The sequence below is a fragment of the Butyrivibrio sp. FCS014 genome (assembly GCF_000526935.1).
Taxonomy (GTDB): Bacteria; Bacillota; Clostridia; order Lachnospirales; family Lachnospiraceae; genus Butyrivibrio.
Genome location: NZ_JAHA01000020.1, coordinates 1 through 12,770, shown reverse-complemented (window position 1 = coordinate 12,770; position 12,770 = coordinate 1). Strand labels below are relative to the sequence as shown.

The 12,770-nt window shown below is 46.9% G+C and carries 16 protein-coding genes and 1 pseudogene; 1 reads left to right on the top strand and 16 read right to left on the bottom strand.

The genetic code is table 11. The features are described 5' to 3' along the window. Positions 1-3 precede the first annotated feature (3 nt). Both T456_RS0118395 and T456_RS0118390 read right to left on the bottom strand, forming a co-directional pair. Complete coding sequence (locus T456_RS0118395) at positions 4-933, bottom strand: carbohydrate kinase family protein (RefSeq protein WP_024866477.1); 930 nt, start codon at positions 931-933, stop codon at positions 4-6. 10 nt (positions 934-943) lie between these two features. Further along, on the bottom strand, positions 944-1,546 hold the full coding sequence (locus T456_RS0118390) for a TetR/AcrR family transcriptional regulator (protein WP_024866476.1): 603 nt from the start codon (positions 1,544-1,546) through the stop codon (positions 944-946). 174 nt (positions 1,547-1,720) lie between these two features. Here T456_RS0118390 and T456_RS0118385 point away from each other — a divergent pair, with 174 nt between their 5' ends. Then, positions 1,721-2,014, top strand: a complete 294-nt coding sequence (locus T456_RS0118385) for a hypothetical protein (protein ID WP_024866475.1) — start codon at positions 1,721-1,723, stop codon at positions 2,012-2,014. A gap of 57 nt (positions 2,015-2,071) precedes the next feature. Here T456_RS0118385 and T456_RS0118380 read toward each other — a convergent pair whose 3' ends face one another. From T456_RS0118380 to T456_RS22900, 14 genes and pseudogenes are all read right to left on the bottom strand, one after another. After that, on the bottom strand, positions 2,072-2,932 hold the full coding sequence (locus T456_RS0118380) for a DUF2225 domain-containing protein (protein ID WP_024866474.1): 861 nt from the start codon (positions 2,930-2,932) through the stop codon (positions 2,072-2,074). A gap of 21 nt (positions 2,933-2,953) precedes the next feature. After that, positions 2,954-4,655, bottom strand: a pseudogene (locus tag T456_RS24185) (glutamine--tRNA ligase/YqeY domain fusion protein). 76 nt (positions 4,656-4,731) lie between these two features. Then, positions 4,732-5,406 carry an EAL domain-containing protein gene (locus T456_RS21740; protein WP_024866473.1) on the bottom strand — a complete coding sequence of 225 codons (675 nt, stop codon included), beginning with the start codon at positions 5,404-5,406 and terminating at the stop codon, positions 4,732-4,734. Further along, a complete protein-coding gene (locus tag T456_RS21735; RefSeq protein ID WP_051465070.1) occupies positions 5,396-5,809 on the bottom strand; it encodes a diguanylate cyclase domain-containing protein in 414 nt (137 codons plus the stop codon). The genes T456_RS21740 and T456_RS21735 overlap by 11 nt, the downstream gene beginning before the upstream one ends. Continuing rightward, positions 5,781-7,478, bottom strand: coding sequence for a sensor domain-containing diguanylate cyclase (locus T456_RS21730; RefSeq protein ID WP_051465069.1), 1,698 nt, complete (start codon positions 7,476-7,478; stop codon positions 5,781-5,783). The genes T456_RS21735 and T456_RS21730 overlap by 29 nt, the downstream gene beginning before the upstream one ends. 45 nt (positions 7,479-7,523) lie before the next feature. Next, positions 7,524-8,981, bottom strand: coding sequence for an IMP dehydrogenase (guaB, locus tag T456_RS0118365; protein WP_024865833.1), 1,458 nt, complete (start codon positions 8,979-8,981; stop codon positions 7,524-7,526). Positions 8,982-9,010: 29 nt separating this feature from the next. Next, the gene (locus T456_RS0118360) at positions 9,011-9,520 is read right to left on the bottom strand and encodes a DUF6106 family protein (protein ID WP_024865832.1); all 510 of its coding nucleotides are present in this window, start codon (positions 9,518-9,520) and stop codon (positions 9,011-9,013) included. 211 nt (positions 9,521-9,731) lie between these two features. Beyond that, positions 9,732-9,971 (bottom strand): hypothetical protein, encoded by a 240-nt coding sequence (locus tag T456_RS0118355; protein ID WP_024867446.1) that lies wholly within the window; start codon positions 9,969-9,971, stop codon positions 9,732-9,734. A gap of 10 nt (positions 9,972-9,981) precedes the next feature. Then, positions 9,982-10,782 (bottom strand): hypothetical protein, encoded by an 801-nt coding sequence (locus T456_RS0118350; RefSeq protein WP_024867445.1) that lies wholly within the window; start codon positions 10,780-10,782, stop codon positions 9,982-9,984. A 159-nt stretch (positions 10,783-10,941) separates the two neighbouring features. Beyond that, positions 10,942-11,073, bottom strand: coding sequence for a hypothetical protein (locus tag T456_RS23490; RefSeq protein WP_278246948.1), 132 nt, complete (start codon positions 11,071-11,073; stop codon positions 10,942-10,944). Positions 11,074-11,207: 134 nt separating this feature from the next. Next, a complete protein-coding gene (locus T456_RS22675; protein WP_155838144.1) occupies positions 11,208-11,381 on the bottom strand; it encodes a hypothetical protein in 174 nt (57 codons plus the stop codon). A 298-nt stretch (positions 11,382-11,679) separates the two neighbouring features. After that, on the bottom strand, positions 11,680-11,916 hold the full coding sequence (locus T456_RS0118330; RefSeq protein ID WP_024867443.1) for a hypothetical protein: 237 nt from the start codon (positions 11,914-11,916) through the stop codon (positions 11,680-11,682). Between the two features lie 339 nt (positions 11,917-12,255). Continuing rightward, a complete protein-coding gene (locus T456_RS0118325) occupies positions 12,256-12,456 on the bottom strand; it encodes a hypothetical protein (protein ID WP_024867442.1) in 201 nt (66 codons plus the stop codon). Further along, positions 12,434-12,770: hypothetical protein (locus tag T456_RS22900; protein ID WP_035802752.1), on the bottom strand; the 337-nt coding region annotated here is incomplete at its 5' end. The genes T456_RS0118325 and T456_RS22900, both read right to left, overlap by 23 nt.

Below are 12,770 nucleotides of genomic sequence, written 5' to 3'. Positions count from 1 at the left end.
AAATTAAGTAAAATTATTATCCTTAATACCCCATATAAGATTTCTCCACTGGGTCAGCTGATCCGTGGTCATGAAACCGTTGGAAGTTCCCATGTATCCGATCTTGTAGGATGCAAACAGGAGCGCATTCTTGATGGCATTTACGCTGTCGCCGTTCTCCATGTAATAGTGAAGGAAGCATGCAAACAGAGCGTTTCCGGCACCGATGGTATTCACAACCTCGTTGGTCTTAACGGTGTTGTAGTGAACGCGAAGATCCTGGGTCTTATCAAAGAGGATAAGTCCCTCGCTGCCCTGTCCCAAAATGATGATCTCTGTTCCGTAGGTGTCAGATATTCGCTTTATGAAATCGTAAGGATCCTCGGTCAGTGTGTCATCACTGAAATACAGCACCTTTGCGGGTTCCAGGAAATCTGTATTGTACTTTTCCTTTTCAGGCTTGTAGTTCCTGATATTAACGGCAATGGGTTTCTTGTGCTCCTTGGCAAGCTTTGCAAAGGGCCTGCAGAAATTGGCGTTGGCCAGTACCAACATGTCGCTGGCCTCGGCAATGGGCGGTACCATAGACATATCGTATACGTTCTCTCTAAGGTCCTTGATATCCTCAAATATCTGCTGCTTCCTCTGCTTATCGTAAAGCACAACCTCAGTGGGAGTCTCTCTCATCTGAGGGATAATGTACTCCGTGGAAAGAGTGATCTTCCGATCCGGCGGATTGATGACACTAAGGTCCTGATTTCTGCCTACAATGGACATGAAGCTTACCTCATCTCCAAGCCACTCAAGAGCCAGAGACTCATTGTAAGCATCGCCTCCTACCGCAGTATAAATAGAATCATTTACACTTGTGAGGGGAGCATAGCCTATGGGTATCTTGTCCACTCTGACAATAGTCTCAATCTGTGTTACACCTGCTACCAAGAACTTGCTCATTCGCGCCTCCTTATTTTACAGACATCTCCTTGATGAGATCCACATATTCCTTTGCTTCTTCCAAAAAGAGCTCTGACCTGAAATTTTCGCTCCCTATATGCTTAATAAGTAAACCTTCCACCGTATAGTCCAGAATATTCCAGATCTTCTGGTAATCGATGCTGTCTCCGAAAATGGTAATATCCGCCCTGTCTCTTAAGACTTCCATTATCCTTCTGTACTTGTCACGCCTCTCCGTGATCTCTGCTATTGCCGCCTCGTCGGTTTCCTCATCTGCTTTTTTCAGAAACAGGAAGATCCTGGGATACTGGGACATGGCATCTGACCTGGCAGTGAGTATCTGCTTGTACAGTTCAAAAAAGCCGTTCTCATTCTTCTCCACATTGGCAGTGAGCTCCAGGGTCACAAACCTTGTGGCATAGTCGTATAAAAAGGCATACAGCCCTATTTTGCTCTCAAAGTAGTGGAACAAAAGTCCCTTACTGATACCGGCTTCCCTTACGATCTCATCCGTGCTGGCGTGGTGATATCCATACTGGGAAAAGACCTTCAGAGCTCCGTTGATCATTCTGTCCTGCTTTTCTTTCTTTAATTCAAAAAATCTTTCGTTCATATAACTCCCCACAATACCGATATTGACTACAGCGGTCCAAATCTAGTGTATCATTTATGAAAAACCTCTTCAAACGGTTTTCCGTTATTTATCAAAATTTAATACTCAGGGCTTTTAATTGCGGAAAAATTGAGTTAAAATGAATTCAGTCGTTTAAAGAGGAGGGGGCTGAATATGTCCAATAATAAGGGTTTTGGTAAGTTTATTCTGTTCTGTGCCGCAGTAGGAGCTGCCGCTGCCGGAGCTTATTACTATCTCAGCAAGAGAGAGGATGAGCTTGCAGACAACTTTGATGACGATGATTTCGATGATTTAGACGAATTTGATGACGATGATTTCGATCTTTCCGATATCAAACTTGGTTCACGAAATTACGTTGACATTACATCCGCTAAAGATGATGAAGCAAAAGCAGAAGAAGAACCCGATTCTTCAGAAGAGTTCTTCGATGATGAAGACAAAGAGTGATGATAATTAAAATCCCTCGCAGATCGTATCTGCGAGGGATTTTTTATTGTCTTTATATCAGGTTGTTTCTCCGTTTTTCTCTGCCAGGATCTCCTTAAGGTACCTTGCCTTATCCTTGATACGGCTGTTGGCAACTCTCGAAGTAAGTATCTCGGAGATCATCTTACTTGCAACTTCTCTCTCGTCGGTCTCCACAGCCAGCGCAGCAAGAAGATAATCCAAAGTGGTGGAATCCATGCCCGCAATGGGGAATTCCTCTGTCTGTCTTGACATGATAAATCCGTTAAGGGCATTCTTCAAAAGCTCTTTTTCCTGAGCATCGTTCTCTGCCTTCTTCTGACCGTAATCGGCATCGTCGGGATCAAGGCGCTGTGTCTCGCCTCTTATAACCCATGCTGTCTTAAGACATATATATGCTTTCTCACTGTTCTTGGCCTTCTTGACAACGGCATTGGCAAGAGCCAGCTGATACAGCTTTCTGGCATATTCATAAGTATAGATATCCTCGTGGTAATCCATCTGCTGGTAGTTCATGCAGATCTTAACCCTGATGTCCTCGATCTGATACTTGGTCAGATTGGGGAAGTATCTGGAAAGAGCTGCATAACCGCAAACCGGGCAGGCAATTACATCATACTTGTTCTGATCCAGTTCATCGTAGTCGGGGCGAAGATCTATATCCACGTTCTTCATCCTTACCTTACCGCTTCTGACTGTCTTGGCCTCAAAATCGGAATCGCACACGGGGCATTTATACTTCTTGTCAAAGAGGTAATCCTGCTCATTTACAAGCTGAAGTTTCTTCTTGGGCGCTTCCTGTTTGACCTCAACGGTCTTCTTGGAAGGATCCTCAAAAAGATTCTCTCCTCCGATATTTCCAAGTCCAAGTTTTTCAAGTCCCGAAAAAATGCCTGCCATATATTTACCTTCCTTTAAAAATCAGTTTTTAGGTAATACAAAAGAGCTCTTAAGGGAAACAATTCTGTTAAATACCGGTGCTCCCGGCTTGGAATCCTTGCTGTCAACGCAGAAGAAACCGTTTCTTACAAACTGGAACTTGTCGTAGCAGGAAGCCTCTCCAAGTTCAGGCTCAAGCTTGGCGTCCTTGATCACTGTGATGGAGTGAGGGTTGAGGTTAAGTGAACCGTCCTCGTTGTAAACGCCCTTCTCCTCGTCAATGATGTTCTCGTAGAGACGAACCTCTGCTGTCACTGCCTCTTTTGCTGCAACCCAGTGGATGGTTCCCTTTACCTTTCTTCCGTCGGCACTGTCGCCGCCCTTGGTCTCGGGATCATAGGTGCAGTGAATCTCGGTAACAACACCGTTCTCATCCTTCTTGAAGTCTGTGCAGGTAACAAAGTAAGCGTTCATCAGTCTTACCTCGTTGCCGGGGAACAGACGGAAGTACTTCTTTGGAGGCTCCTCCATGAAGTCCTCTCTCTCTCGATCCAGAGCTCTTTGCCGAAGGGGATCTTTCTTGAACCCATCTCGGGAACTTCCTTGTTGTTCTCAACCTCAAGGTACTCTGTCTCGCCTTCGGGGTAGTTGTCTATGATAAGCTTAACGGGATCAAGAATAGCCATCATCCTCTTGGCCTTAAGCTTAAGATCTTCTCTTATGCAGTACTCAAGCATTGCATACTCTGCTGTTGACTGAGCCTTGCTGATACCGCACATATCAACGAACATCTTGATGGACTCGGGGGTAAATCCGCGTCTTCTTAAGGATGCGATGGTTACAAGTCTTGGATCATCCCAACCGTCAACTATGCCGTCTTCTACAAGTTTCTTGATGTATCTTTTTCCTGTTACAACGTTGTTGAGGTACATCTTGGCGAACTCGATCTGCCTTGGAGGATTCTTGTATTCGCACTCGTTCTTGACCAGTCGTAAAGAGGTCTGTGGTCCTCAAACTCCAGTGTGCAGAGGGAGTGTGTGATGCCCTCGATAGCATCCTCAATGGGATGTGCAAAATCATACATGGGATAGATGCACCACTTGTCACCGGTCCTTGCGTGAGTCATGTGAGCCACACGGTAGATGATCGGGTCTCTCATATTGATGTTAGGTGATGCCATATCTATCTTGGCGCGGAGAGTCAAAGCTCCGTCCTCGTACTTGCCTTCCTTCATCTCCTCAAAGAGGCGAAGGTTCTCCTCAACGCTTCTGTTCCTGTTTGGATCGTCCTTGCCGGGCTCTGTGAGGGTTCCTCTGTACTCCCTCATCTGCTCTGCAGTAAGCTCGGAAACATATGCCTTGCCCTTCTTGATGAGCTTGACCGCATCCTCATACATCTCATCAAAATAGTCTGATGCATGGAAAAGACGGTCCTCGTAATCGGCACCAAGCCACTTAACATCCTCAATGATGGCGTCCATGAACTCGGACTTCTCCTTGGTGGGGTTGGTGTCGTCAAATCTCATATTGAACTTGCCGTTGTATTCCTTGGCCATGCCATAGTTAAGAAGAATACTCTTGGCGTGTCCTATGTGAAGAAAACCGTTGGGCTCGGGAGGAAAACGGGTATGTACGTGATCGTAAACACCCTCTGCCAGGTCCTTGTCGATTGCCTGCTCGATAAAGTGTCTGGAAGGAACTCCGGCACCTTCTTCATTTGTGTTTGTCTTAATCTCTTCTGCCATTGCTAAAAAAACCAACTTTCTAAATTATTGTGCACCCTATAGTATATCATAAAGCAACAAGCCGTGCGATAAGATATCACTGCGGGTTATAAACGTACTTCTCCTCAAAGGCTGCCCTTCTTAGAGGCTTGTCGTAATAGTATCCCTGGACGTAGGAAACACCCATACCATCCAGCGCCTTAAGCTGTTCTTCGCCCTCAATTCCCTCTACGCATACCTCGGCACCGATGGATCCCGCCAGGTCAACGATGGACCTTACAAAGGCCTGGGAATACGGATCTATATGAATATCCTTTACAAAATCCTTGTCGATCTTGATGATATCGAAGGGCAGTGCCCTGATGCTGCTGAGGGCGGAATATCCCGTTCCGAAATCATCCAGCGCAAGCCTGACTCCAAGATCCTTAATATCCAAAAGAGTCTGCTTGGTCCTTGCCAGGTCATTGATGGCAAGACGCTCTGTGAGCTCCAGTATGATATTTTCGGGCTTGATGTGATTCTCTTCTATGCAGGTCCTTACAATATCAACGATATCCGTCTGCATGATCTGTACCACGGAGAGATTTACGCTTATGGCATACTCTCCGGTACCTGCCTCATTCCACAGTCTGCAGCACTCGCAGGCTTTGCGAAGGACGTGGTTTCCAATGGGATTGATAAGTCCCAGGTACTCGGCCAGAGGCACAAAGTCATCGGGACTAAGGAAGCCCAGAGCTTCGCTGTTCCATCTTACAAGGGCCTCAGCGCCCACATGGCGGATCGCCTTTTTTGCCCTTCTTACCCTTCTTGCCGTCTTCCTTGCTGACAACAGGTTGGAAGAATACCTCGAATTCCTCGCACTGCTTCTTGATGGCATCGTACATGCTCTTCTCAAGGTCGAGTCTGTGGATGGACGCGGAATCAATATTGTCGGAGTATTCCGCAATCCTGTTCTTGCCGGACTTCTTGGCCGCGTACATGGCAACGTCCGACTTTCTTATGAGCTCCGCTACGCTGTCGCCGTGATCCGGGAATCTTACAAGTCCCATACTCATGGTGCAGTAATAGTCGCTGTCCTTAAGATACCAGGGCGTAGCAAAAGCATCTTTTATCTCTTCGATTATCTTGTCTATTCTGTAATAGCTCTCAGGAGGAACGATGATGACAAAACTCATCTCCGCCCATTCTGTAGCAGGAGCTTGAGATTCCCTCTATCCTGCTGACTGCCTTCGAGATATCCTGCAAAAGGATGTCGCCGTACTGATGGCCAAGGCTGTCGTTGATATGCTTGAAGTCGTCAAGATCCAGGTACATGAGAGCACCGTGACCTCCGTTCTTTCTGGTATCCTCCACGAAGGCCGCCAGATCTTTTTCGCAGCACATTCTGTTGAAGAGGCCGGTGAGGAAATCCGTGTAGGCCTGCTGCTCAATCCTCTTCTGGTACAGCTTCTTCTCGGTAATGTCATAAATAGCGCACAGAGAAACCGGACGGCCGTCTACCCACTTGATCCTTGTATAGTAGACGTCATACCATTTTTCACGTTCTCTGTTATGAACCTCGTAGTTTCCGCTGTGGCTCCTGGGCGGAATATTCTTTTCAAAAAGATCCGAGAGCTTATTGTCCGCAAGCTCCTTGGAGAAGCTCTTTTTGAAACTCCTGTTGGCAAACAGAAGCACTCCTGAGGTTATGTCCCTTACATATATTGAACTTCCCACATTATCCAGAACCGCTTCCAGTGAGGCAAAAGAGCTGGCGAGGGAATTCTTCTGCAGTCTCTTGGTGATAATGCTCTGAAGGATCCTGATGGCATCGTTTATAAACTTAATGTCATCGATGGACCACACCTTGCTGTTTCTGTTCTCCGTAAAGCACGCATAGAACCTTGGCATACCGTTGATCACTATGGGCATGGAGACAAGTGCCTTGATCCCAAGGTCGTCCAGCTGCTCACGCTCTCCTGCATTCATCTGGGTATCGGAGGAAATGACTACCGCCTTCTGATTGCCCAGGAACCAGCAGGTCTCCTGATCCGTCGGTACAGGGAAGAGCTTTCCAATCTCGGGAAGCGCCCACTGAACCACTATATCCATAAGATGGCCGTGATGAAGTCTGCAGGTAAAGGCATGGCTTATCTGGAGATAGGAACACAGCTTCGAGAGAGTCTGCGCCATGATCTCCTCTATGGAATCATTGCTGTCCAAAAGAGATACGATCTCAGTCATGGTCTCGGCTCTGTGGAAGGAGCTGGTCATCTCGATCTCCTGCTGCCTGCTCTCCCTGCTGATGGCAACAGCTTCAGACCTTGAGGCCTCCACTGTGATGAATACGCTCAAAGTCTCTCTTAAAAGATCAAGGGTCTTATAGAATTTGTCCTCAGAGATCTGATATTGGAAATTGTCGATGGGCGGATACTTAAAGAGCTCTTTGTCATATTTGGCGTCGGTAAAGAAACCGCATACGACCCAGACTGCTGACAGTACTCCACCGCTCTTTACGGCAACGGCAGCAAGTATCAGGTTTGGAATCTCCGTGATCTCCACGGCCTGATCCTCTAAATCGCTGTCCGAAACACGCTTATAGATGTTGTGAATACGAATGTCACTGACGTATTTTCTTATGATCTGAACTTCATGGGGGTTCCCGGAAAACTCAGTGAGCCGGGTTCCGTCCGCACTGATACAAAGCGCATAAACGCCGGCCATCTCGCAGAAACGGTCCTGCCAATCCTGCATCTTTTCGCCGTTTTTAAGCGCAAAATGACCCAGAGCTCCCGTCTGTGGTTCGGGAGCCAGGCCATCTCTCATCGTCATGTCGTTTTCGAAGATTACAGTTTTGTCCTGCAAATCCGTAGTCCCCTTTTTCTGTTATGTATATATAAAGCTTCCTGATTACTGTCCGTCTACACTGTAGTTAGGTGCTTCTTTTGTGATCTGAATATCATGAGGATGTGACTCACGAAGAGCTGCAGAAGTCATCTTCATGAACTTGCCGTTTTCCTTGAGCTCTTCAATGGTGCCGCAGCCGCAATATCCCATACCTGAGCGAAGTCCGCCCATAAGCTGGAATACGGTATCTTCAACTGTTCCCTTGTATGCAACACGTCCTTCAACGCCCTCGGGAACCAGCTTCTTGGCATCCTCCTGGAAATAGCGGTCCTTGGAACCGTTCTCCATGGCTGAGATAGATCCCATTCCGCGGTATACCTTGTATTTTCTTCCCTGGAAGAGTTCGAACTCGCCGGGAGCTTCGTCGCAGCCCGCAAACATTGAACCCATCATTACCACGTTGGCACCTGCTGCGATAGCCTTTGTGATATCTCCGGAGTACTTGATTCCGCCGTCAGCGATAATGGGAATACCATACTCTTTAGCGGTAGCGTAGCAATCCATAACTGCTGTGATCTGAGGAACACCGATACCTGCAACCACACGTGTTGTACAGATGGATCCGGGTCCTATACCTACCTTGACAGCATCGGCGCCGGCTTCGATAAGAGCCTTGGCAGCTGCAGCGGTAGCGCAGTTTCCTGCGATAACCTGAAGATCAGGGAATTTCTCTTTTATCATTCTGAGGCACTTAAGTACGTTCTCTGAATGGCCATGGGCTGAGTCAAGAACAACAACGTCAACCTTTGCATCTACAAGAGCCTGTACTCTCTCGAGAACATTGGCGGAAATACCAACACCTGCGCCGCACAGAAGCCTTCCCATCTCATCCTTGGCTGAGAGAGGATACTTGATGGTCTTCTCGATATCCTTGATGGTGATAAGTCCAACAAGGTTATAATCGTCGTCTACAATGGGGAGCTTTTCCTTTTTGGACTTGGCCAGAATGCTCTTGGCCTCCTCAAGAGTGATACCCTCTTTGGCAGTGATCAGATTCTCACTGGTCATTACCTCTTTTATCTTCTTGGAGAAGTCTTTTTCAAATTTAAGATCACGGTTTGTGATGATACCTACCAGCTTCTTGCCCTCAGTGATAGGCACACCTGAAATTCTGAACTTGGCCATCAGCGAATCCGCATCAGCCAGAATATGATCCGGTGAAAGTGAGAAAGGATCTGTGATTACTCCGTTCTCGGATCTCTTTACCTTGTCTACTTCCTCGGCCTGAGCCTCGATAGACATGTTCTTGTGAATGATACCGATACCGCCCTGTCTGGCCATTGCGATAGCCATTCTGTGCTCTGTTACGGTGTCCATTCCTGCGCTCATAAGTGGAATGTTGAGCTTTATCTTCTTTGTAAGATAAGTGCCTACATCAACCTGATTAGGTATTACCTGCGAATAAGCAGGCACCAAAAGTACGTCATCAAAAGTAATTCCTTCTCCAATAATCTGTCCCATTTTCTCATCCTCTCCGCTTTAAAAAATCATTAATCTGTGAATACTTTTCTGGGTGCAACGCTCTTAACTGCTGCAACAAACTCGCTTGTTGGTTCAAAGACCACTTTTTCCTTGCCGTCGTAGATAAATGTATAAGTGGGGTCGGGCTGAGGATTCTTCTCTCTTGCAGAATAGTCCACAGTCTTAAAAGATCTGTTCTTGAACTCATCGAGATGATATGAACGTGAAGGTGCAAGAACCTCGATCTTGGTAACATCGTACTTGGCGACATTCTTACGCCTTGACTTGTTCAGGATCTTGTCAACGGTGATTTCCTTGTCACAATACTGATATTCAAATTCGATATTGGCATTTAAAGACAGGAAATAGTAGCCAACGCCGGCGGCTACACAAAGGATAAGCCCGATGATACCCAGGCCTGCCAAAGAAGATAGAAAGAAAGCTACAGCCAGCACAAGAGAAATGATGCTTAGGATTTTCACCGCAGGTGACGCCTTGCTGACTACGAGGCACTCAACATAACTGTTGTCATTCATCATGTCAGAAATACTCCTCCATATAAGACATTTTCAATTTTTAACGATAATCTTATAGTATCCGCGTTCAAGTTTCAAGGGATTTCTTGGGTTTATTTTACTTAAAAATGCGCTACTTTAATTATATATGTTTTATCGAATAAAAAAACTGAATTATTTGTAAAAATGCTCCGGGGAATTTCCCCGGGAGCACTGTTTTACGTAGAACTGCTGCTTACTGTCTGCGTCTTCTTACTGCCGCAACTCCTACTGCTGCTAAAATTGCTGCAGCGATTATAATGGCAAAGATAACGCCTGCATTAACACCGCCTTCATTGACAGTGTCGGAAAGAGGAACGGCATTTTCCTCTATATCAACCTGATTCTGAGTTGCACCTTCTTCTACAGAAGGAGTCTCATCAGCAGATTTATCAAGGGTAACCTCAGGCTCAGCCACATTTTCTGTCGTATCCAAAGCGGCTGTCTCATCGCTGCCTTCTTCGCCCTGCCCTGCTGCATTTGCATCCTCTGTATTTCCGGCTGTGTTTCCTGCGGAGGATCTGCTTCTTCCTGTCGATCCTTTTCTTCCTGCTGCCGCAGCTTTTACCTTCTTCCTTCACTGCGCCAAGTACCTGTGCAGCTTCCTTAACATTTCCGCTTCCGGAGGCCCCGGACTCATAAGAGGCCATAGCCTCGGATGCGGAAGTTTCCTCTGAAGGACTGATACGGTTTTCTTCAGAAGGACTAGGGGGTATTACTGCCTGATTTCCCGGAAGCGATACTGATGCTACCGCAGGATAGTCCAGGAGATTGGCCGATGCCACAAGTGTGTACTGCTCATCCTTGCTGATTCCGTAGCCTGTAAGTTCAAAGTCAAAGCTAAGGTTTGCAGATGAGTTCACATATGAAGTCCTGCTGCTCTTTGCAACGGTAACGCCATTCTTGTCGACGAGGCGCAGAGTTACAGGCACTGCAAGATCCGGTTTTGTGTTCTTTGTGAAATCCGATACCGGTATGGTAGTCAGATATTCTTTTACCGAGTCGTTTACGGCAACAGTTACGGTTGCCTTCGCGCTTCCCTTTGAAACAGACGCATTCTTAAGTCCGACCTTGAGAACTCTGCCGGCCTCATTAGCGGTAACGCTGGGAATCCTTGCGGTCATATAGCTGAAGCTGTCAACCACATAGGGCTTGTAGAAGGCACTGTCGTGGGCACCCTCCTCCAGCTCGAAGAAGTGGTCGATCTTAACATTTCTAAGAAGTGCATCCAGCTCGATGGCGGGCACACCAAACTTGTAAAAGTCCTGGTTTCCGCAAACGAAATACTGTCCGTAGTATCCAAGGAAATCAAAGATATCCCCTTGCTGTACTGGTCTTTGGCTATATCAAGTGGCTTAGCTCCCATGTTGAGTGCACCGAAATAGCTGATTATTCCGGAAAAGAGATCAGGATTTCTCAGGCCTATATTGTAGGAGCCGCTGCCGCCCATGGAAGCCACCCACGGTGAATCTGAATCTGGCATCCTTAACCGTGCGGTAGTTCTCATCAATGAAGGGGAGGATATCCTCGGTCACCATATCTACCCATTCTCCCATCCACCAGCTTTCAGGCTGGCTGTCAGGTATTACAAGGATCCGTATTCTTTATAACTCCCGCAGCTATTCCTGCATCCAAAAACTCATTGATTCCGTCGATCTTCCAGGAATTACTGCTACTGTTGTACTGAGTGGAAAACATAGGCTACCGGGTATCTCTTGTCCGCATTAGCCTCATCGAAGTAGCCCTCGGGAAGGTATACAAGGAAGCTCTCGTTTCCGTCACCTTTCGTTGCTGTCTCTCTGTGGAGGAGAGTATATATACTGGGTATAGAATCTATCGTGCTCACCGTAAAGAAGAGCCCTTATTCTTTTCAACTCTGAAATAGTCATTAACCTCAAGCTGCCAAGGTGGCTGCCATCTTCTGTCTCTATGGTCCCTTCTTGCCTGATAGAGATACAGATCGTCACCGGCATTTGTATACAGCAGCCTCCGCATCGCTTATCACAGCTTTTCCATATGCTTTACCGTTTCAAGAAGCTTGTTCTTATCTGTTCCCGTCTGGAAATAGGCATCGGAACAGTCCGCGCATATTTCTCAAGATTCCCCTCTGAAAACAGCCTTTATCTGTGGCTTCCACAGTCTTCTCAATCAGCTCTGTGGCTCAGAATCGGCAGAACACTGGGTGTACTGTTGAGCTTGTTGAAAGCTGCCTGGGAAATAGAGTCCGGGATGGCCTTGTACCAGCCCGCCGTCCCGGATTTGTTTGTGGCAAGAACCGCAACATAGTTTTTGCCGCCGAAGTTCAGTATATCCGGATTCACCTCATAGGCTCTGTAAGTATCCCACTGATCGCTCTCAAATTTCCAGGTATAGGAAGTCATGCCGGTGCTGCCGATCTTGACACCGTTTTATAAAGGTGATATCTCCCTCATCCAGATATCCTATGGGCATCTGATAGGTTCCAACGGTAAAAATCTTCGGGAATATCAAAACTCTCTTACATACCCAGGCATATCCCCACAAAGTTCCTCGCTACACCGTTGGTTCCGTTCCACCAGGTAATGCAGGAGTTGCTTCATCCCAGCGTTATACTCCCAAAGATCAAGTGTCCGTCCTCCGTTTGGTCCAGTCACTCTTTTTAAAAGAATCTTCTGCAATGGGCTTAACTTTCCATACACCCATAAAATCCTATGACCTGATTCTTCCGGAGCTGTTCCGTCTTAAGAACACGCCACAAGATCCTGGGTGTCAACCGCAAAGCTTGTGCCCCGCAGTGTAGCTACCAGCGCAACGGAAGTGCTAATGTTCTCCACACGGTTGGGAAGAGTAACAGAGCCTTCGAAAACGCCTGCTCCCACTTCAAATTCACCCACGGAAACAGTCTCAAGCACCTGTGAGTTATCGGGATTTATCAGAAACAATGGAAACATCCATTTTGCTCTTTGTGCCGTAGAAAGTACTGTAGGTATCCGCAACCTGTATCCTGAAGGATGCCTCGATCTCCTCCACGGATTCCAGAGCGGACTGGGGTGTAAGAGTCAGGGATCCTGTCACAAGATTCTGAGTGATCCTTCTGTTGATGCCCTTTATTGCTTCATCTACGCTCTTTGTCTCAAAGGCCTCATCGAAAACGCCGTTCTTGATGGAGAAATTCTGGGAATATTCGTCTGCATTACCGAAGTATAAGGTATAGAATCCGCCGTAGGCTGATGAATTCTGAATAAAGTACCTGATG